The sequence below is a fragment of the Hymenobacter psoromatis genome (assembly GCA_001596155.1).
Lineage (GTDB): Bacteria > Bacteroidota > Bacteroidia > Cytophagales > Hymenobacteraceae > Hymenobacter.
In genome coordinates this window covers 75,116-95,790 of sequence record CP014769.1, presented here as the reverse complement: position 1 = coordinate 95,790, position 20,675 = coordinate 75,116, and the positions used below count along the sequence as shown (strand labels likewise).

Here is a 20,675-nt window from a genome sequence, read left to right as displayed (position 1 = left end):
GCAAGTTGAAGCCGTTAAGCAGATTAATTGCTGACTTCCAGACCTATGTAGAGCAGAACAGGGGCTTCATGGTGGACTACGCCGAGCGCCATCATTACGGCGAACGGGTGTCTACGGGCTTTGTGGAGTCAGTCGTCAATCAGGTGCTGGCCAAGCGAATGGTGAAGCGGCAACAAATGCAGTGGACCAAAAAAGGCGCGCATTTGCTCGTACAGGCCCGTACTAAGGTGCTCAACGAGGAATGGGAAGACTGCTTTCGGCAGCAGTATCCGGGTTTCCGGTCAGTGCCAGCGGAACCAATGCAGGTGGCCGCTTAGCCCATTGCCCCACACTTTTTGATGCTATCCTACTTGGAAACGAAAGCACAGTTTTATCGAAGCTGTTTAGGAAGTAGTCGGCGGGGCAATTTTGCGCAGTAGCAGTACGGTAAAGGCTAGCCAGTGCAGAGCCAGCCAGTTTTGCAAGCTGGTTTCGTAGCGCACAAGCAGGGCCTTAAAGCCGTCGAGCCAGGCGTTGAGGCGTTCAATGACCAGGCGGCGGCGGTAGAGTTCCGGGTCCAGGGGGGTGTCGTCATCGGTCTGCCAGTCGGCTGAGCGCCGGTTGCGTGGGATGTTGGCTTCGATGCCGCGCCGCGCACAGGCTTGGCGCAAGCTACTGACATCAAAGGCTTTGTCGGCATTCAAAAACAAGCCTTCCAGGCGCAGCTCGGCGGCTTCGAGTAAGTCGCACAACTCGGCAAACACCCGTTCCAACTCGAACGTATCGTGCTGGTTACCGGCCTGGGGCGTGGCCACAGCCAGCGGCAGGCCCTGGTTGTCGGCCAGGAACAGGGCGTTGGTGGTGCGGCCCGCCTTGCGGCCTTGGTAGCCGATAGCGGCCCCGCCATTCTTGGCCAGCGTATGGCTGCCATCGAGTTGGACGCTGGATAAGTCGAGGCGGCGTCGATGCAGGCGCAAGCTGGTGAGCCACAGATTTTTCCAGGCTCCTTGCTTGCCCCAGGCGTTAAAGTGGTAGTACACCCCCTGCCAGCTTAATGGCGGCCCCGTGAACAGGCTTTTGACGGGCAGCCACCGCCACTGGCAGCCAGTTTTGAGCTTGTAGCAGATGGCTTCAACGACCTCGGCCGGGTCAGCAGCCGGCGGCCGGCCACCCGTGCGGGTGGGCAAATGAGGCAGTATCCAGCGGATAATCATATCTTTGGTCAGGACTTCCATGAAGGAGAGAAAGGAGATGGGTCGCACCTCAAATTTCTCGCTTTTGTGGGAGTTTTTGCGTTTTGCTCGCCGCTACCTACTTCCTAAACAGGTTCATCAGCAGGAACGGCGCTGGCCTAATGCCGCCTACTGGGCAGAAGCCTTCCAGAAATATGACCAATTGGTCCGCTCAGGCGCGTCAACTAGGGTAGGCTTTCCGAAGCACTTGGAAAGCATCAAAAAGGGTGGAATAGTGGCTTGCCAGAATACAGAGCTGGTCGCGCTGGTTCCATCTGGATGGGCCTAAAAGAATGAAGGCTTCCGCTTAGCAATGTGTGCTCGCAATGCGCTACTAACCAGCTTTTTATAGAGTATAAAATAGTATAAAGATGGTTAATTAGCGTTTGTACTTTTTAATACTGCACATGGGTGTCCATAGTTTAGGAAGGTACAAAAAATTACTCCATCACAATTGCTTTACTAACCACTCGACTCCCTGGCTATCCTGCTCCTGCCGGAACCCTTGGGAAAGGTAAACCAGCTGTAAGTTTTCCTCAAAAGTGGTGCCCTTCGCCATCTTTTTGCGCACCATGACATCAAACGCTTCCCGCGCCTCCTCCAACCGGTAGCGCACGCACTGGGGCGTGGCCGCGGCGCTGCTCGCCGGCTTGCGGCAACTTGCCTGCTGACGCTGAGCTAAGGCTTAGCGGTACTCCTCCAGCGAGTGACTCTTCGTGATGGCCGTAAAAACCGCCCCCGCCAGACTTTTAATTTTTCCCTGCTTACTCTTCGCGCGCTGTTGATGCACCACATACTGCACGTAGCCGGGTTCTATCTCCCCTCGTTCAATCAACTCCCCAATGACCAGTAGACTAGGCGCTGACACGCCAACCTCCAGCAGGAGTTTTTGCCAGTCCGTCGTAGCCGGCAGCGCTGGTGGAGTCCCTTCATGGGCCACTGGCACCCGCTCGCTAGCCACCGACTTGAAGCGAAAATGGATTTCCTCTACTCTGTTATTTTTACCCCGAATAAGGTCGTAATTGAAGGCCAGGTTCGTTTCCGCCAACTCCTGCTGCGCTCGGTCCAGCACCCGCAGCTTAAAGAGTGGAAATTGCTTGTACTGCCCCTCCAGGTCGAGCACTCGCTTCAACTCTTTTAATCGAATAGTTCGTTTCCCAAAGTCGCTGTGCTGCTTTAGCAACCAGTATATACGGTGGGAATGCGGACTTTTTAATTTACTTACTTCAATTAAAGATGTTTGGGTAAAATTCTCTTTTATTTGTAATAAATAAATATTTAAATCTTTACTGAAAAGTACTTGTACGTTCCCACGTCGTTCAGAACACTTGGCATAAGCTACCAATCTACAGGCAGTAGATTCTTGAACCGCGCGCTTTGATGTACCTGGAACGGCTGGGTAGAGCACCCGGCCCGCGAGCTGCTCGCACACTGCAGCTACTTGCCTATAATCCTTCGAACTAGGCCGCCGCCCCAATCGAGCCACCAGTTCGGTCAGCGGAATATGCATCTCCCGGAACTCGTGGTCGTCCCGCCCGATGCGCAAGAGCATGGCCATGAATAGGCGCATTTCCACGGTGCCCAAATTAAACCGCGCGTTTACTAGCAGGTTGCTTTGGACTAGAATTTTGGTGGTTCCAGAAGTTAAATTGTCAGCAACGATTTTCACAAGCAGAGCGGCAAAGGCGGAAAAAACCCTATTTATTTTCAAGTTCGCCCGAAAAATGGCAATTCAGGCTTGATTTTTGCTATTTTTTGCCAATTCATATTAATTAAGAATATTATTAGAATAAAATCATGGTTTAGTACTACTTTTAGATGTGCGCAGAATGCCTGAGCAGCCGTGACGGTTTTCTGCCCAGCTGGTACTTTTGTCGTGGTTTTTGTAATAGCTGCGCGCCATTAGGGGTAGCACTAGACTCGGAACAGAAAACCCCGATAAGAGGATAGACTATATTCGTTATAAGTCCCTACACCACCAGGAGACGCTTTTAATTTTCCGGGTTCGGTAGCAAGTAGGCCTCGCACGCGGTTCGGTTCCGGGCGCTGGTCTGCGACGAGCCAACAAAGAGAACACCCTAAGAAATAGTATTTTATCCTATCCATACGGCTGGTGCCGCTTCCTGAAGCTCCATCAAATAGGCTTACTATAACAGGATTTATGCCCTACCCTACGCCCACGAGGTGTATGTGAGGGTGGCGGCTTCCCGAGCAGCATGTAGTACTTTCAGCAGTGGAAGCCCCGCTTGCTGAGCGCTTATAGTAACCATAGTCTATCCTCTTATCGGGGTTTTCTGTTCCGAGTCTAGTGCTACCCCCATTACTGTACCCACAAGTCAGCCGGGAGTTGCTGTACATTCTGCCTAGCAGGCAGCAACACGCTAGCCAACTTTTCCTTGTCGTAGTTTTTGTAATAGCAGCCGCCGCACAGCGTAGCTAAAACTTCTTTTACAGCGCACTGCACATTATCCATCACCCGCCACGTGATAGTGCTACTACTTAAGAAGTATGGCCCCAATACAGACCCCGTTGCGTTTCCACCCAAGCCAGCGCCGCACTTACTACTAAAATCACGACGAACCCCTCCCCCACCCACGGGCCTATATCACTGGTATAGGGGTAGGGAAGAGTAAGAACAGAAACTCCCGTTAAGGCCGTAGCGGCGAATCTCAGTGGAGTTAAGGTGTCTCAAAATACGGCGTTTTAACGCTGAAAAGGCATTTTTGGATGACCCGCCGCTTCGGCCCCACAAATGCTTCTCGTTTGATTATCTCGCTAATCAGCGGCTCACACTACTTATAAAACGCGACTTATTAAGACAGAAAAACCTGCTGCGTGCTAAATTCTGACGCTAGGAGTGCCCAACGGGAATTTATATTCTTACTCTTACCCTACCCTTATATTCCCCACCGCCTGCACCAGCGGCTCGGACGAATGATTACTACACTTTGCACAGGCGTTTCCAGGCCCGCAATAACTACCTGCGCTTTTTCTAGGACGGCGGGCCACGTGGCTGCTGAATAGGCACCCGAAGTCAGCACGAACTTAAGGATATTGCTTGCACCATCCAACTCAGCCAGCAGCTTACTGCGCTACTGGCCCTGACGAGCGGCCGCTCTAACAAAGCCACCAGTTCGGTCAGCGGAATGCCCATCTTACGCAGCTCATTATCATCTCACCCAGTGTTCAAAAGCATGTCTATGAATACGCATAGCTTCGCCGTGCCCAAATCAAACCGCGCGTTTACCAACACGTCATGTTACCTCCATTGTTCTGCTGGCGCTAACTGACTCCAGGGATTAGTCAAACAACGTGATTTGCATAGCATCAAATAGGTAGGGATACCCCAAGGATGCAGCGGTCACGCCACTACTACAACTAATGTCTTCTGTAATACATGGGCCGTACCAGTCCCCACCTGGCCAAGGCGGTTTTCCAGCAGCGAACACCGCCCTTTTGCGGGCTGTCCACAGTTTATTTCGTGGTTCGTGTAATAGATTATCGTGGTTCGTGTAATAGCAGTTTCGTGGTTCTCGTAATAGGCTGTCGTGGTTTTTGTAATAGAATATCGTGGTTCTCGTAATAGGTTGTCGTGGTTTTTGTAATGAACAATCTCCGTATCAACCAGGTAAACAAGTAGTTACGGGCGTCATAAACCTTATAAAAGAATAAAAACTATAAACCACTGGTTTAAAGGGAGTTTTTTTGGAAATTTAGGGGTAGGTCCGGTTTTCGCAACTACAACTAACGGGCTCAGACAAAGGCTACATAATTACGCGCGCGCGGCCTTTCGTGGTTTTTGTAACGAGTACCATTACAACTGGCTCAGCCCTACTAAAGACGGCACGGATTTTCAACTTTTTACGCCCCTAACCGAGAGGTTTTGCTCCTGTTTAGTTATTGCTCCCTACTGAGTAAGCTACTCCAAATGAGGTACTCTTGGCCTGCGCGGGGCCATCAGCTATTACAAAAACCACGAACGTGCGTCCGGTCTGGTCATCCGGGACGTAATCTTTGGTCCGTGCCTATTACAAAAACCACGAAAGCGATTTGCTTAGTCGGCGCGACTTCGTGGTTTTTGTGATAGCAGCAAAGAAAGAGGTAGCGAACTAACTGCTGATAGCTAGTTGACTAAGGAGGCGCTCACCTCCCTCCTACTCTACGCACCCCAATTAATGTTTTAAAACGTGCTAGCAGCCCGCAATAATTTGTTGGCTTAGGGGGCCAGGAAGATTTTATCGAACTCTGATAGCAGTTACTTCTTTCATGCGGTACCAGCAGTACCTGATTAGCTAGTAACCGTCTTATATTCGGATTATAAATTTTTATCTTATGGGGCTTAGTTAAAATCTAGCCTTGAGCTAGCTGGATATTATCTGACTAATGACGACTACGGGAGCAAATAAAGATAACATGATTAAAAATACATAAAGTTAGTCTTTATAGAAAGAAAATTTCTACTTCAAATCAGGACCACTGAAATTTTTCGTTAAAGTTTTTTCGGTCAGATTTTTACGCGCTAAAACGACTTAATATGAAGTAGTTAACTACCATCTTTACAGAAAGATTAGATTTGATTTCAAGACGTATTATTCATCTTTATAAAAAGATTGTCTTTGCGAAACAGATTTTCTTTCCCATCTTTACGGCAAGAAAAGTAGATGATACTTCCTTTTTTTGTCTCTCATGAAAGTTATCGCTGTTGCCCAGCACAAGGGTGGGGTAGGTAAGACTACCTCCGCGCTCGGTATCGGGCACTCGCTGGTGCTGCTCGGGCACCGGGTGCTCCTCATTGACTGCGACCCGCAGAGTAACCTTAGTTCCAGTTTCCCGGACCTACAGCCCGCTAACCTGTGCATGGTGCTGCGGGGGGAAGCCACGCTGGCCGACGTGGTGCAGCCGGTGAGCGAACGCCTGAGCCTGATTGCCTCGCGGCCCGAACTAAGTCCGCTCGAACGCATGATTGGAGCCGACGCTACTCATCCCAACCTGCTGCGCCGGCAGCTGGCCGCCCTGCGCCCGCACTACGACTACCTGGTACTGGACACGCCCCCGTCGATGGGACCCATGACGGTGATGAGCCTGGTGGCAGCCGACTGCGTGGTAGCCCCCATGCGGCCCGACCCCTTTGCCTTCTCGGGATTCTATAAGTTGCTAGATATGCTCGACGCAGTACGCGATAACTTCAACCCCAGCTTGGAGTTGAAAGGGGTGTTTCTAACGCAGTACCACCCCAACTACCGGGGGCAGGTGTACCACGACTTTGCGGCTGAACTCGCCCGGCAACCCCGCGTGCAGGGTCTACTGACCAAGACCTCCATCCGCATTAATGCGAAGCTGGTGGAAGCCGTGGCCCTGAAAATAGGTATCCATGCCCACGCCCCCGACTCGAACAGCGCCCAGGACTACCTGGCCCTCACTCGCGAATTACTTACCCGAATTGACGCATGAATAAGCCCGTCCGCCCAAGCTTTGCCACGGCCGCCGTTGCCGAGATAACCGGTCAGCCCCCGAAGCTCGTGAACCCCGACGAAGTGCTGTGGCCGAATGCCGGTACCATGCGCAATACGCTGGGCGTAGCAGTTAAAAATAAAGACGAGAAAGAAATAAAGACGGAAAAGATAACTTTCTCTAATAAGTTGGAAGCCAGCACTTACCTGAAGCTTCAGCAACTAGCTACTTACGGAGGGGAGAATATTCAGGAAATACTGGAGGCCGCCCTCACCGCATACTTTGCGGATAAGGAAGAGGCTGCCCGCCCACTACCACCCAAAGTTTTGGCAACGTTGCGGCGCAAATACCCCTTTCTGTAGAATGGTGACTGGTTGAGAAAACTAAACGACTATGGACTGTAAGTCCATAGGTTTGAAAGCGAATGGAATTCGGCGGTTTCGGCTAAAGCCGACTGAAAGAAGCCACTGAAAGTGGGCCGCTCTAGAATGAAATTCTGCTGGCGAAACGCTAGCGTCAGTCGTTGGGCAAAGAGCAATAACTAACTGACAATCAAAAATTGACCGTTCTTGCATAAGCAAGGCCGGCGAAAGGGAGTAGCAACTAAAGTCTTGCCCTAAAGGGCATAGCTTTAACTAGCGTGCTTGAAAAGTCAAGGGTAGGAGAGTATCACGCCGTTGCGTAAACCAGGGGTTAGCCACCTCATTTGCGTTCGTACCAGTCTGGCGAATAAAGGCAGTGGGGGAGAGATGAAATAGTCAGGTAAAATGCTAGCCGACGGGGCCGGAAGCAATGTCGCAGGTTTAGTTGTCGTGGCCGGTAGTGGTCAACAGATGAAGGCAGCCAGCGGGCCAACACCAAAACGGAAAGCATGGGGCAAACATTTTCTCAGCTGGGCGAGCTGGATAATTAGCAACCAGGGGTCCTCTCAGAAAACGGAAGATATAGCACGTTAAGCGCCCAAAATCTACCTCCCAAGCACAGGAAGGCACATTGAAACGTGGGTTTTCCTGTACATATAACCCCGCCATCCGAACCAGACCGAAACCACCCGCAAGGCCCCCAAAGAGGTACAATGAACTGGTTCACCAATCAAAGTACAGGAAAGACCGATCAGGAAATGAGAAAAATGTACTATCGCGGCCACCCGCAGCGAGCTGTAGAGAACGGTTAAGGATAATTTTTCCTGCTCGTTTTTCTTAACGTGCTATATTTTCCGAATTCTGAGAGCACCCCTACCAGCCGCTTAATCTACCGCTGAAATGCCCCGCACTTTTTGATGCTCTCCAACACCGCCGCCTCCGAGTCTGGGTGGACGACTACCTACTTAGCGGGCTGCTCGGCCGCCCAGATAGCGGGAAATACACTCTTTAGTACGCTCATAGCGCTGGCCGCCACGTTCTCTCCGGGTTTAGCTTTCGTCTCGAAATCACGCAGCACGGGGTAGGTCTCCTTAAGCAGCCTCGTAAGGAGAGTCTCCTCACTACCCAACACCTGGATTACTTTCCGAATCTGAGTCTCAGTCAGCTTTAGCTTCTGCAAGCGCGTCTGCGCCCTCTGCTGCAAGGAGGACAGTGGGGCCACGGACGCGGGAGCAGGAGCCGCTGCCGGGAGCGCCAGCGCTAGCTGCACGGGCTTTTCCTTGCGACCGATGTTGAAGGTGATATCCGTGACGGCCCGGCCGCGCTGCCGGCGCTCCGAGTAGGTAATATCAAAGCTCAACTCGTTGAGTTCGGTGACGGATGGCTTGAGAACCTTGTTGCGGAAGTCCGAGTACTGGCCGTAAGCGTCACCGGTGGTCAGGGCCTTTAGGGTTTCTACCTTCACGGTGTGCGGACTCTTAAACTGCCAGCTACGCATCAGCCAGTACAGCTTATGCGCGCTATTGCTGCGAATAGTCAGCAGCTCATCAATGTCGGCCGTCGTGAAGTTGCCGACCAAGTTAGCCAGGTAGGGAAGCACGGCCCGGCCAAAAGAGGCCACCAGCAGGCGCTTCTCCGAATCGAGCCGGATACTATCGCACAGCGAGACGAGGTGAAAGTCCTCCTCGTTCAGCTTGGGGATGCGGATGGAGGCTGCCATCAGGCGCACCATCGCCTCCTCCAGCAGTTGCCGCTGCTGCCCCCCAAAGCTACCAGTGGGAAACAAATCATCGAGGGGAATAACGGCCGTGGTCGGCTCGCTCTCGTCTTTGCTGATACTACGGAGCATCAGGGCGAATACTTTGGCCTCCAGCAGCGTTTTAGTAGTAGGCGTTTCCACCAGCAGATTATGCTGCGCGATGGAGCGGGTGCGCTGCGCCCGCTCTATTAATTCCGCGTGGTTATCCGGCAGGGGAGGCTCGACCGAAGCCGCGGGTGGGGCTTCAGTGGCCTGGCGCAACTGCTGCACCGCCGCGTGGGCCAGGTCGGCCGTCACGTGGTAGCCGGCCGACAACCACCGGCCATCCACCTTAACCCGCGCTTTCCAGCGGCCGTGCAGCTTATCGTAACTAACTCCTGGATAAGGGCTTGATGCCACGGGTTCTGCTCGGTATTTACGCGAATATACTACGCGCGGGCCGGATGAGCTTAGCCGTGTCTGACCGGTACTTTCTTCTTGCCGCTTGTGTCTGACTACTTACAAGATTCTGCGTTTAACCGTGTCTAACCGGTATTTTCTTCTTGTCCGCTGTGTCTGACTACTTACACGTCAGCATAGTTAGCCGTGTCTAGCCGGTACTTTCTTCTTGTTTGCGTGTCTGGCCGGTACTTTCTTCTTGTCTAGCGGTACTTTCTTCTTGTTTGGCCGTGTCTAGCCGGTACTTTCTTCTTGTCTAGCGGTACTTTCTTCTTGTTTGGCACGCGCAAATTATTGATTGACAATACATTATGAGCCCCTTAATTCTATTAATTCTTCTTTAATAAAAAGGAATGAGTTTTTCATTTTTTTTCTCTTTTTGCAATCAGAAAAAATAGCTTTCAGAGGCAGTACGAAGGGTACTCCAAACTGAGTGGACCAGGCAAAAGCTCCACAAGGTGGCGGACCCGTGTAGATACATTTATTGGCTATTTTTCGGTTATGTCCAGAGCAGGAAGGCCCGGAAACAAGAATGGTATCTGGTAGCAAGTCCCTTGACCTCCGCTCCCCGACTAAACGACTATGGACTGTAAGTCCATAGGTTTGATGGCGAATGAAATTCGGCGGTTTCGGCTAAAGCCGGTTGAACAAATTGCTCCCTACTAAATAACGAAACAAGCTGCGCTCATAGCGAAGAGGTGAGTAGCAACTAAAGTCTTGCCCTGAAGGGCATAGCTTTAACTAGCGTACTTGAAAAGTAAACGCTACCGGGTAACGTTAGCCCTACGAGCCGGCCGTTACCGTCGGGGTCCCAGTAGGAAAAGTCTGCTGGGCATCCACGTAGCTGATTTTGGCGGGGTCGAAAGCCGCCAGGGCCTGCGCTACCCAGTGTTCATCGACGGTGTCCTGGTAGGCCAGCAGGTGCACGGTGGCCGTCTGGTCGGGGTTGAGGCGCAGCAGCCGGCCAATGCGCTGGGCCGCCTTGCGCTCGTTGCCGAAGGCGTGCCAGATGATGCCCACCCGCAGCTCGGGGATGCTGATGCCCTCCGAGAGCTGGGCCACGCAGGCCAGGCGCTGGATTTCCCCGGTGTTAAACTTCTCCAGATTGGCCTGGCTGTGCTTGTTTTTAGAATGGTAGGTGTGGGCCGCCTGCGCTTCGGCCTGCTGCTGGTTGCAGGTGAAGAGCAGCACCTTGTCCGTCTGCTGGTCGGCCAGGTAGCGCATGTAGTGGCCTTTGCCGGGGTAGTTCATCAGGGCCTGCATGCGCAGGATGCGCAGCGTCTCGACCGGCAGCGCGTCCTGGGCGGCGTTGGCCAGCCGGCGGCTCCAGTACTGGTAGTTTTCCCGCTCGCTGGTGGTGTAGGACTGGCCGGATTTGGTGGTCAGCACGTAATCGCGCACCGGGCGCAGGGGCAGGCGATGCACGACCAGGCGGTAGTCGTTGAGCAGGCCCGCCAGCACGGCCTCGTCGGTGGTGTAGTCCACCACGAGGGGGCAGTAGGTGGCCACCAGCCGGCCCTTCTCGCTGTGGGCCTGCGCGGGCGGCGTGCCCGTCAAGCCGAGAATATGACCCTTGCGGGCTGCGTGCGCTTTCAGGCCCGGCTCGTGCGAGTCTTTCAGGGCGTGGCACTCGTCGAGGTAGAGTTTGTGGAAGGAACCGGCGGCGAGCGTTTTGGCCAGCGAGCGGTAGGTGGTAAAGGTAATCTGGTCGAGCAGGTGGGCCAGGCCAAACTTGTTCGCCTCCTGGGGCCAGGCATCGAGAATGGCCTGCGTGGGGGCCGCCACCAGAAAGGGCTTGCCGGAGGACTGGTCGGGTAGCTTGCCCTCAGCGAGCAGGCGGGCCATGTCGCGCAGGCCGACGAGGGTTTTGCCCAGGCCCATCGTCAGGGCGATACCAGCCAACCGCCGGTCCTGGAGCAGGGCCAGCACCTGGTCCTGCAACGCTTGCTTACGCGCGGCCGCACGGCTGGGCGCTTCGGGGGAGGAGGGCATAGGGGAAGCTAAAAAGGAGCGGCAGGGGCTGGCCGGGCTGACCACCCGACTGCCAGCTGGTAGGCGGGTGGTCAGCCAGCAGCGTTAAGCGGGGCGAAGAAAGCAGGAAGCAAGGAGCAGAAAAGAGCAGGGGGGCGCAAGCCAGCGTAGGCAGTTGAGGAAGGCCGCGTAACCCAGCAAAGAGGCAGGCTCCCGGAAGGGAATGGTCAGCCGGCAGGGGTCGGGTTGATGTAGGCTGGCACCGTCGAAGGGGCGGGAGGGTGAGCCGGAAACGGCGTGACGTGGCGGAAAAGCAACGAACCTGCGCCGGCGGGCAGGGGGTGAAAAGCAGGTTGGCTCAGGAAGGGCAGGGGAGAAAAAGGCGCGCGATGGGGTGCGGACAGCGCGCGGGAAATCCTGCAACTGGCGGGAATTACCGCGGAAAACAGCAGTTGACGGACTTGACGAGTCGCGCTACTAGAAAATTAAAGCAGGAAGGGAGAGTCGGGGCGGAAAAAGTAGCCGCAGCAAGCCGCCGAGAAGGGGGGAAAGCGGGCGGCAGAAAGGCAGGACTGCGGGAAGTGGGGGCGAGGTTTGGAGGGTCGGCAACCGGAACGGGGAAGTAGCAAAAGCAGGAGCCGGCTGGGGAAGGCAGGGGAAGAAAATGAACAAAAGTGGCCGGCGCAAGAGGCAATTAGTGTAGGGAGCCTCGGGGAAAAAGTACAAACTGGTAGGGCATAAAAGAGGCCGTGGAAATGGAAGCAAGCGCCGAAGCAGGGGGGCGCGGCGCGGGAAAAGTTCGCGCGAAAGCAAGCGGAGTAAGGGAAAAGGAGCGCGGGAGCAGGAGCGGCTAACAGGAAAAAAATAAACCGCCGGCTCAGGCCGGGAGCAGGGGAAGGCGCGTGCAGCGTTGCGGTAAGCGCGGGCAGAAACTGGCAAGCGACCGCCGGTGGGACCGTAGGTTCGCCCCAGGTAAACGGGTGACCGGGGAGCAGAGCTGAACGAAGGTGAGTCGCCGAAGGGAGGTTGGTTTGCTAAAAATAAGGAGTTGCGGGAAGCAAACGAGGCGGCCGAAAGCAGGTGCGAAAGGAAGAGGGTTTAGGCGAAGGCGGTGTAGCTGGGGCAGCTAAAGTAGCGGTAGCGTTTGAGACGATGGGGAGAAAACAGGAAACCGTTGGGAGGAAAAGGAGGCAAGTGCGGAGGTGACTAGCAGCGGCGGTCGCAGCGAAGTGGACAGGATAAGAAGCGGGTAGTTGGCTAAAAAAACAGCAAGAGTTGGAAGGAAAAGGGAGCGGCTGCCGGTAGAAAAAGAAGGAGTTGGGTGGCTGGAAGGGGAAGGCCAAATGAAAAAGGTTGGGAACAGGTGGCAAGTAAACTAGGAGCAAGGGAGGTAGATGTGGCGAGAACAGGTCGGGCGTACGGGCGTAAAAAAAGGCGGAGCTGGAATAGCGGGGCGGCCGAAAAGTGGGGGAGAAAGCAGGCAGGCGAAGCAGAAAAAGGTGACGGAAGGTGGTTAAAAAAACGCTAAAAGCTACTGGGTAAGGGGAGCAAAGCGCGCAGTAGAAAAGGAGCAGAAGCAGTAGGAGTGGTGAGAATAGAATGGGGTCAGGTGCGGGAAAAAGAAGAAGGCGGCTAGAGGAGAAATTGGCAGGATAGGCAAAAAGCAAGTAGGTAGATTTTGGGGAGATAGCCGAAAAAGAATTGCGTAGATTTTGGGGAGATAGCGCGTTGACGAGTGCGTAAAAATTCTTAAAGTCAGGAGCGGCAGGTGGAGGTGGGAGGTTGGATGGAGCTTAGAGGTCGCGCTAGTAAAAGTAACTCAGGACCGGGGCGAGAAAGGTGGGAGATGGGTAGTAACGGGAGGGAGGCGTCGAGCAGAAAGTGGAGAGAAAAAGTCAATCGAAGGGGAGGTGGAAAATTCTTTCTATAGTAAGGGAGTGGAAAAAAGCAAAAGGGATTGTTCACAAAAAACTGGAGCGGCTGGGGTAGAAAGTTGGCGATGAGGCGAACAATAAAACAGGGAGGCGAGGTCAAGGTGGGAGGCGGTTGAGGAGGAGAGCAAGGAGCAGGTTATCGGATAGCAGTAGAAAAAATTAGTGCGGGATAAGGAAATGAAAAGGTAGCACCGACTGGATTTGAGGTGGCAGCCGGTGAAAAAAAAGAGCGCATCGAGGGAGCACTGCGGAGAAGTTGCTGGTGAGATTTGATTGCACTAGGTAAGAAGTCAGGAGTAAGAGGGGGGTAGTGGTTTGGTAGCGTAAAACCAAGAGAAGGCAGACGAAGGCTTGGTGACTCGAATCAGAACTCGATGGGGGATGAGGTAATGCGTGCAGGGGAGAGCGAGAAGGAAAGCTGCTAATTTGTAAGCGACAAGAGGCGGTTGGTTGCGCAGGAGTCGAGGAGCGTTTTAACCGAAAAGAGTGGGAGTTGAAAAGTATACCGGCTGAGAGGGCAGGAGGGAATAGTAGGAATCAGAGGGAAGTAAAAACTGAAAGAAGACGCGCAGAAAAAACCAGTAGCTGGAAAGTTGGGAGCAGTTCAGTGGTGGGAGAGCTGAGAAGAATGACGAGTAGTTTAGGAGGGTAGTCATCGGGAAAACTGACGAAGGGATGGCAAAGAGAGGTGATAGCGTGGGAGAGATTGGCGTCTATTTGGAAGCAAGGGTGGAGTCGGAAACAGGGAAAGAACTGGGGAGAATGGGCCAGTTGATGGGCAGGGATAATGAGCAGATGAGCAGGGATGCGCAGTGGGGTGAGCCAATGAATTTTGGGGTTGTCCGAGTGCTTGATGTGCTGGGGTAGGAGTAGAATGAGGGTGATTGAAAAGAGCAGCTCGCGGGGAAAAGGTGACGATAGGAGACGCGAGGTTGGAGAGGTTCTTAGTTAATTTCTAAAATCTAATCGAGCGAAAAGTTAGCAGATGCGCGAAGAGTAGTCAAGTAGAAAGTTTAGAAAAGTAGAATCAGTTGAACGGGAAGTAGCTGGGAGATTGCGTATCAGTAGCGTAGGGAGGATGGGCGCGGGAGATGGTAGCTGGAGAATTGGTTGGACACGGAATAGTAGGGTAGGCTTCAAGCTAGTGGCGAAAAATAATGGCTTAATCGGTAGCATAGTTTAGTCCTAGTTTGTAGCTTGGAAAGGAGGGTGGGTACCAACTTTGACAACCCACAATAATAGCTAGCAAGAGGAGCCCTTCAAATCAAAGCTACCGCATTGATTATCAGTCGCTAACATAGTTAGCTTGGGTAAACTACCGTTTAACTAATTAATAGTCAGTACTAGAAGTGATTCCAAGCCAGCTTATTTTTTAGTTTTTTTCGCTTAAAAAGCCAGTCAGTTAGCTAGTAATGGGTAAAATAACCATTAACTAACTGATTTACAGTTTAAAAATGATTCCTTATCCTTACTTTTTTAGTTATGAGGGATATTCCAGCTGAAAGCGGCAACCCAGGTAGGTCTGCCAAAAAAGACTTGCGCAAAAACGTCTTCATCACCAACGCGGCGCATTCTCAACTCAACAAGGCCACCAAAAATCTGCCCATTTCCAACGGCGAGTACGCCAGCGCGGCCATCGAATACTTCGCCCTAAGTGGGCTGGACCCGACTGCTGCGCAGACCAAAGGGCTGGTGGCTATTGGGGCAAAAGTGGGCGAGGCCAGCTACGAGATTCGGAAGCAGGGGGCAGAAATTGGTAACCGAATTGTGGCCATCCAGCGCGTCTTCGAGCGGGAGCTGTTCAAGTTTCTGCAAGCGCAGCAGACGGGAATAGTCGGGTATCTGGAACGCATCGAGACGAACATTCTGGACCATCAGGTAGCGGTTGAATCGCAGATGCTGGCCCCGATGATGGAACGATTAGTACGCACCGGTATCGACAGCCACATAACCCGCGTGCTCACTGAAATTCTCATGCTCAAAACGAAAACCAGTGCTTTCGTGAAGGAAGAACTGCAAGAGTCCACGAGAGACTACGACGCGCAACGGGAACGGCGACTGGTGTCCGAAATTCGGAAATTACTGGAGACCGCGACGCTAGCGACCCCCAAGATTTCCGTTCGGCCGCAACTGACAGCCGCGCCCGAGCCCCCGAAAAAAGTCAAGCCCGCCGCTGAGAATTCATCGGCCCAACCTAAGTCCTGACGAGTGAAAAGCAGTGAGCAATTACGACGGGTTACTACAACCAAGTCCAAGGATGTAGTCGGCGTTACCTCCACCCTTACCTCGGAAGTTCTAGCCAACTCGGTGTTCCGGGTCGGGCAGGTACGTCAAGATTATTAATCCCAAGACCAACGGGCAGCAGGTCTACGCCAACACGGGAAGTGCCCGGCGCGCGACCAACTACCTGGAGAAAGAAGCAAAGGACAATGGGCAGGCCGCCACGTTTTTCAGTTCCACCGAGCGGGGTAATCGGACGGGGGACGAGGTAGTATCGATGCTCGACACCAACCAAAAAGGACTGGGCAAGGACGCGGCCAAGTTCTACTCCCTGGTGCTGAGTCCCAGCGGCGAGGAGGTAGGCGAGCTGGGTAATAGCCCAGAGGCATTAGCGCGTTACACCCGCAGCGTGCTGGAATTATATGCGAAAAACTTTCAGCTCAAAGGGGGAAAGGAGTTGGGAGCGGTGGACCTGGTAGGGGCTGCTACGATACCCCAGGACCGCAAGAACCGCGGCACGGACGAGGGGATGCAAGGTGAGGTGAAGCCCGGCTTACAAACCCACGTGCACGTGCTGGTCTCGGCGCGGGACGCCGCCCAGAAGATTACATTGAACCCGTTAACGACAGCCGACCGCTTCAACCGGGTGCAGTTCCCGGCCCAGGCCGGCGCGCAATTAGATGAGCAGCTGGGTCACGTCGGACCGCGGGAAATCGGCGCAGTAGCTCTCACCCGGACGCAATGAATTGCCGAAAAGGCAGCGGATATTCAGACGCGGGCGGCGTCGAATCGGGAGAAGAAACCACTTACCCCCGAGCAAATTCAGACGAAAGACTTACGACTTGAGGTGCAGGTGGCGCGCGTCAATACCAAGCTGACCGAGCGGCAGCAACTCGACCCGGCGCAGGTCAAGCAGTCGGCCAAGGCGCGCGGATACGACAACGTTTTCTACGCGACGCTGGGAAAAATGGAGCGCAAGGCGGAGCAAGGAGCCTACCCCCACGACCCCTACGAGTTCCTGCGAACCGGGCGCGGGCAACGCGCCGATGTGTTACTGGAGGTGATTCGGGAACGGCCTGTTTACAACGAGCCGGCGATTCCGGCGCGGCGGCCGCAACCGGTAACTTCCGCGACACGCCAGGCATTCGAGCGCTCCCTAAACAAGCTGTCGCGCGCGACAACGCCGAAGACGCGCACGCAGGATGTGCGTAGCGAGGAAGAAAAAGCCCGCGACTACGAACAGGAAAGGTAGCGTCACGCCGCCGCGTCAGGTTGCCAGGGAAGCCGACAGCAGGGGGGTACTTTTTGGGGTAGCCGCAACCGGTCGCGAACATCCTGGTTGCCTGGCGAGGCTGGCAGCTAGCCCTCGACCACGAATGTTCGCCGGGAAGGTCTAACGCGGAATTCTCGCGTTCGCTGGCCAAGTACCTCCGCCGGCTGCCCAACGAAAGCCACGTAGTTTCCTGCGAATGAAAAGCGGGCGATTCCGAAGCTAATAGGGGAGGGCGCTGGCCTTAGGGCTGCGTCCGGTGAGCGCGCAGGTAGGCCTGAGCCTCGGCGTACGCCGGCTCGCGGCGGTCGGCGTGGGCCAGCACGGCGGCGTAGGCGCGGTGGGCGGCGGCCCCGTCCCGGCGCTGGACGGCCAGCCGGCCCAGCGCCGCCTGGGCGAAGAGGTAGTAGCCGGTGGTCCGGCCCAGGGTTTCGGAAAAGACGACGCAGCGCTGGTAGTAGTCCTGAGCCCGGTCGGGGTCCTGGTCGCGGTGCTGGGCCAGGTAGCCCAGGAAGTAGGCGCAGGGGCGGCCGGCCAGGGCCTCGTAGCCCACCCGGCCCTGGGCGTGCTGGGTCAGCACGGCCTGGCAGGTCGCTTCCAACTCGGCCCACTGGCCCTGCGCGAAGCAAAGCCGGGCGTAGTCCACCTGGAAGCGGGAGTTGCCGGGAAAGTCGTGGGCCAGGCGCTGGGCCACGCCCAGGGCCAGCGCGGGCTGCTGCTCGCGCGGGGAGCCGAGAATCTGCACCAGAAAAAAGTCGGCCTCCGTTTTGGCGTAGAAGGCCGTCTTGCTCACGTGCCACAACTCGGCGATACCGCGGCGGCTGTCGCCCTTGGGGAAGAAGAAGAGAATGGGGCGCAGCCAGGGGTACTCCTGGCCAATCCAGACGGCGTAGTAGTCGAACAGGCCGAAGCCCAGCTCAAACTCGCTACTGAGGCCGTTGGCCCCGCGGCTCTTTTGCAGGTAGTCCAGGGCCCGGCGGCTGGCCACGGTGGCCTGGCGCCAGTGGTGGCGGTCGGCGTGGGCGCGGGCCTCGAAGCCGTAGGTGGCGGACAGGAAAAAGCACGCCTCGTAGTTGCGCGGGTCGGCGGCCAGCAGGGCCTGGGCTTTCGTCTGGGCCGAGTCGAGGTAGGCGAAATATATCCGGTCGTAGCGCGTGTCCTCCACCGGCAGGGGCACCATCTTCCACCAAGTGCTGAGCGCCAGCAGGAAGTAGGCCAGCGGGTGCTGGGGGTAGCGGCGGCGCAGGGACCGAAACTGCTTGTCGGCCCGCTCGAACTGGAAGTCGTAGAGGTTATGGACGGCCCCCTCTAGCTCCGTTTGAATGTCCGCATCGAGCAGCAGCCAGCCCTGGGTGTCCACGGCCTGGGGAGCGACGGCCACGCTGTCGAGCGCCACAGCCGGCATGGTTGGTACTTCGGGTGCGGGTACCTGGGCCTGGGCCCGGCCTATGCCGGCTAAGCCTAGGAACCCCACCAGGAGCCAGCTAGCGGCGAAACGGGCGGGGGTCATACGGGGAGTCGAAACGGGCGAGCAGCGGGCCGCGGCCGCTACTTTAGCAGCCTGGCCTTTTGCGCCTCGTACTCGGCCTTGGTCAGGATTTTCTGGTCGTAGAGTTTTTTAAGCTTGAGCAGCTCGTCGGCCGGGCTCAGGGCCGGGCCGGCGCTGGCCCCAGCCCCGGCGGCCGAGACGGCCGCGCGGCGGGTGTTGGCGGTCACGATTTCGCCGCTGGCCTCGGCCGGGTTCAAATCTACGCACCCGTTAATAGTGTTGGCCTTGATGACGGCCACGGTCTTGTCGCCGAAGTTGCGCGAGCGCTGCACCCGGATATCCTTGACCCGCACCGAGAGATTCGTCAGCTGGGAGGTAAAGTTCTGCTGCTTGCTGCCTATGAAGACGTTATCGGGCACGTACACGTACTGGAAGCTGCCGTCGGGCAGGGTGCCCCGGCCCAGGTGCAAGGTGTCGCCCGCGTGCACCACGGTGCCGGCGGCGGTCGTAAACTCGGGGACGGACTTGCCCACAATCTGAGCCTGAGCGGAACCGGCCAGCAGCAGGGCGGACAAGGTGAGGGCAGGGAGCCGGCGGTAGGCGGCGCACCGGCGATAGGCGGCGCACCAGGCGGAAAAGAGCTTCATGCGGGAACGGATGGCGGGTAAAAAGGGCGGAAAATCCGGGCTACTGGGCGTTCTCGGCCTTGAGCCGCTGCTGCTCGCTCCGGGCCTGGTCGGCCGCCGCCGTGCGGCTGTCGATGTTGAACTCCTTGATGGGCTGGCCATTCAGAAAGCTGTTTCGGACGACGGCCCAGGCTTTATCGCCCACCCACTCGGTGCGGTCCCCATAGTCCCGGCCGGGGCCAAACAGGAAGCGGGCTTCCTGCTCCAGCGCGGCTTGGCCGGCCGGGGAGTAGGCCACGGTGCGCAGCGTCACGAATTTGCCATCCCGGAACAGGTAAAACACGCCGGGTACCTGCTGCGCGTGCTTGGCAAACCACGGAATCTGGTGGGGACTGCCCGCGGGGAAGCGGTAGATGTCTACCCCCGACGAGCCCCCCTCGTTCTTTACCAGGCCCGGAAAGGCGCTTAGCGGCTCGCCGAAGCGGTGGCCGGGCACGCCGTTAAGCGAGTCCACGGCCGTGCCGGTGGTGCGGGGCTTGGCCGCCGCCGGTAAGGGGGTACCGGCCGCTGAAGTAGTCGCCGCCGGCTGGTCGGCCGGGGGCGCGGAGCAGCCGGCGACCAGCAGCAGCCCGCTGCCGAGCAGCCGGCCCGCCGCCCGGCGCGGCAAAGAGCGAAGAACAGTCATGGGGTAGTCAGCTAGGAGAGGGTGGGGGTGGGGGGAAGGGGCCGGGCCGCCTCCTCGGGGTGGCGGTCCACCAGCTGGGTGAGGGCCAGCACCACCACCTGGTTGATGGGGTAATGCTTCCAGTGGCTGACGCGGGCCAGGCGTTCAATCAGGTTCTGGGGTAAGGAATAGGTCTGCTTGCGGATAGGACCGCCGAGGGAGAGGCTCACCGGCGGCAGTGGCCCGGCCGGCGGAGCCGGGGAGGCGGCCGCCGCTTCGGCGGGCGCGGCCAGGTAGTGCAGCAGCTGGACCAGCCCCTGGGGGGTGAGGCGGGCCGGCTCGCCCGCCGGGCCGGGCTGCACGGGCAGCTGCAAGGCCTCCAGGGCCTGCCGCCACCGGGCGTAGGGGTAGGGGGGAAAGGCAGCCGCCAGCGCCTGGTGGGCCGCGAGCAGGGCTTCCGCGCGCTGCGCTTCCGGGGTCAGGGCGAAGGGGAGATGGGAGGGGACGGGGGCAGCGGACATACCGAAAGAAAACCAGCGCGGGCGACCAAGTGGGCAGCAATACTCGGCACAATATGCGGCAAAAATGCAGATAATAACGGCATTTTAACTGCAATTAATCAGCAAATACGCTTTAAAATACAGAATATCAGCCGATTAATTTTGCGCTTTTACGCGCATGGCCACCTTCCTCGCTTCCAACCTGCGGGCACTGCGCCGCCGGGCCAACCTCTCGCAGAGCGACGTGGCTGACGAGCTGGGCACGGACTACAACACCATCAGCCGCTACGAGAACGGCAAATCCACCCCCAAGCTGGAGGCCCTCAGCAAGCTAGCGCGGGTCTTTGCCGTGGGCATCGAGCAGCTGCGCGACCAGGACCTGAGTCTGCCCGCAGAAGGCCGGGCAGCGGCCGGAGCCCCGCCGGCACTACCTGGCCCCGCGGTTTCGGTCCGCCCCGCCCGGCACCCGCTGCTGGTTTCGGTGGAGCTGGACGGCACGGCCGCCAGCCTGCACCGGGCCGTGAGCCGGCTGACGGCCATCAACCAGCTCGTGGCCGAAATCGAGTAGCTCAGGATTATCCGCCCGCGGGCCGGGGAGTGCTCCAGGCACTTGCAGCAAGTCGTCCAGCCGGGTCGGGTAGGCCGGCGTGCGCCCCGCCGCTTGCCCCTGCCAGGGTGGGGCGTACGCCGGCTGGCCCCCGCGCCGCTGCCAGCGGCCCCATGCCCCGCCCGAAGCGCTCGTTCAGCCTATCCTGCGCCCAGGCCCGCCGCGCCGAACCC

The 20,675-nt window shown here is 56.7% G+C and carries 17 protein-coding genes; 9 read left to right on the top strand and 8 right to left on the bottom strand.

What is annotated here, in order from left to right; all coding sequences use genetic code 11:
• Window positions 1-5: 5 nt before the first annotated feature.
• Window positions 6-317, top strand: coding sequence for a hypothetical protein (locus tag A0257_22780; protein AMR25518.1), 312 nt, complete (start codon window positions 6-8; stop codon window positions 315-317).
• 66 nt (window positions 318-383) lie between these two features.
• Here the strand turns inward: A0257_22780 and A0257_22775 are convergent, their stop codons facing one another.
• Entirely contained in the window at window positions 384-1,214 is an 831-nt protein-coding gene (locus tag A0257_22775) for a hypothetical protein (protein ID AMR25517.1), read from the bottom strand.
• On the opposite strand from A0257_22775, the gene A0257_22770 reads away from it, so the two are divergent.
• Window positions 1,213-1,500, top strand: a complete 288-nt coding sequence (locus A0257_22770) for a hypothetical protein (protein AMR25516.1) — start codon at window positions 1,213-1,215, stop codon at window positions 1,498-1,500. The two genes, A0257_22775 and A0257_22770, sit on opposite strands and share 2 nt — an antisense overlap.
• A gap of 396 nt (window positions 1,501-1,896) precedes the next feature.
• On the opposite strand, the gene A0257_22765 is transcribed toward A0257_22770, so the two are convergent.
• Entirely contained in the window at window positions 1,897-2,922 is a 1,026-nt protein-coding gene (locus A0257_22765) for a hypothetical protein (GenBank protein ID AMR25515.1), read from the bottom strand.
• 2,975 nt (window positions 2,923-5,897) lie between these two features.
• Here A0257_22765 and A0257_22760 point away from each other — a divergent pair.
• Window positions 5,898-6,662, top strand: coding sequence for a hypothetical protein (locus A0257_22760; protein ID AMR25514.1), 765 nt, complete (start codon window positions 5,898-5,900; stop codon window positions 6,660-6,662).
• Entirely contained in the window at window positions 6,659-7,024 is a 366-nt protein-coding gene (locus A0257_22755; GenBank protein ID AMR25513.1) for a hypothetical protein, read from the top strand. The genes A0257_22760 and A0257_22755 overlap by 4 nt, the downstream gene beginning before the upstream one ends.
• Window positions 7,025-7,985: 961 nt before the next feature.
• On the opposite strand, the gene A0257_22750 is transcribed toward A0257_22755, so the two are convergent.
• Together A0257_22750 and A0257_22745 are read right to left on the bottom strand one after the other, a co-directional pair.
• Entirely contained in the window at window positions 7,986-9,098 is a 1,113-nt protein-coding gene (locus tag A0257_22750) for a hypothetical protein (protein ID AMR25512.1), read from the bottom strand.
• A 906-nt stretch (window positions 9,099-10,004) separates the two neighbouring features.
• Complete coding sequence (locus A0257_22745; GenBank protein AMR25511.1) at window positions 10,005-11,213, bottom strand: hypothetical protein; 1,209 nt, start codon at window positions 11,211-11,213, stop codon at window positions 10,005-10,007.
• A gap of 2,588 nt (window positions 11,214-13,801) precedes the next feature.
• Between A0257_22745 and A0257_22740 the strand changes: the two genes are divergently transcribed.
• The 4 genes from A0257_22740 (at window position 13,802) to A0257_22725 (ending at window position 16,598) form a co-directional block, all read left to right on the top strand.
• On the top strand, window positions 13,802-13,993 hold the full coding sequence (locus tag A0257_22740; GenBank protein AMR25510.1) for a hypothetical protein: 192 nt from the start codon (window positions 13,802-13,804) through the stop codon (window positions 13,991-13,993).
• Between the two features lie 615 nt (window positions 13,994-14,608).
• Window positions 14,609-15,331, top strand: a complete 723-nt coding sequence (locus tag A0257_22735; GenBank protein AMR25509.1) for a hypothetical protein — start codon at window positions 14,609-14,611, stop codon at window positions 15,329-15,331.
• 292 nt (window positions 15,332-15,623) lie between these two features.
• Window positions 15,624-16,091, top strand: coding sequence for a hypothetical protein (locus A0257_22730; GenBank protein AMR25508.1), 468 nt, complete (start codon window positions 15,624-15,626; stop codon window positions 16,089-16,091).
• Between the two features lie 102 nt (window positions 16,092-16,193).
• On the top strand, window positions 16,194-16,598 hold the full coding sequence (locus tag A0257_22725) for a hypothetical protein (protein ID AMR25507.1): 405 nt from the start codon (window positions 16,194-16,196) through the stop codon (window positions 16,596-16,598).
• A gap of 262 nt (window positions 16,599-16,860) precedes the next feature.
• On the opposite strand, the gene A0257_22720 is transcribed toward A0257_22725, so the two are convergent.
• Genes A0257_22720 through A0257_22705 form a run of 4 tightly spaced genes read right to left on the bottom strand, consistent with a single transcriptional unit; the run spans window position 16,861 to window position 19,916 of the window.
• Window positions 16,861-18,126, bottom strand: a complete 1,266-nt coding sequence (locus A0257_22720; GenBank protein AMR25506.1) for a hypothetical protein — start codon at window positions 18,124-18,126, stop codon at window positions 16,861-16,863.
• Between the two features lie 38 nt (window positions 18,127-18,164).
• Window positions 18,165-18,752 (bottom strand): hypothetical protein, encoded by a 588-nt coding sequence (locus A0257_22715; protein AMR25505.1) that lies wholly within the window; start codon window positions 18,750-18,752, stop codon window positions 18,165-18,167.
• 40 nt (window positions 18,753-18,792) lie between these two features.
• Entirely contained in the window at window positions 18,793-19,398 is a 606-nt protein-coding gene (locus tag A0257_22710) for a hypothetical protein (protein AMR25504.1), read from the bottom strand.
• A 29-nt stretch (window positions 19,399-19,427) separates the two neighbouring features.
• Complete coding sequence (locus A0257_22705; protein ID AMR25503.1) at window positions 19,428-19,916, bottom strand: hypothetical protein; 489 nt, start codon at window positions 19,914-19,916, stop codon at window positions 19,428-19,430.
• Between the two features lie 157 nt (window positions 19,917-20,073).
• Here A0257_22705 and A0257_22700 point away from each other — a divergent pair, with 157 nt between their 5' ends.
• Window positions 20,074-20,463 carry a hypothetical protein gene (locus A0257_22700; protein AMR25502.1) on the top strand — a complete coding sequence of 130 codons (390 nt, stop codon included), beginning with the start codon at window positions 20,074-20,076 and terminating at the stop codon, window positions 20,461-20,463.
• The last annotated feature ends 212 nt before the right edge of the window (window positions 20,464-20,675 follow it).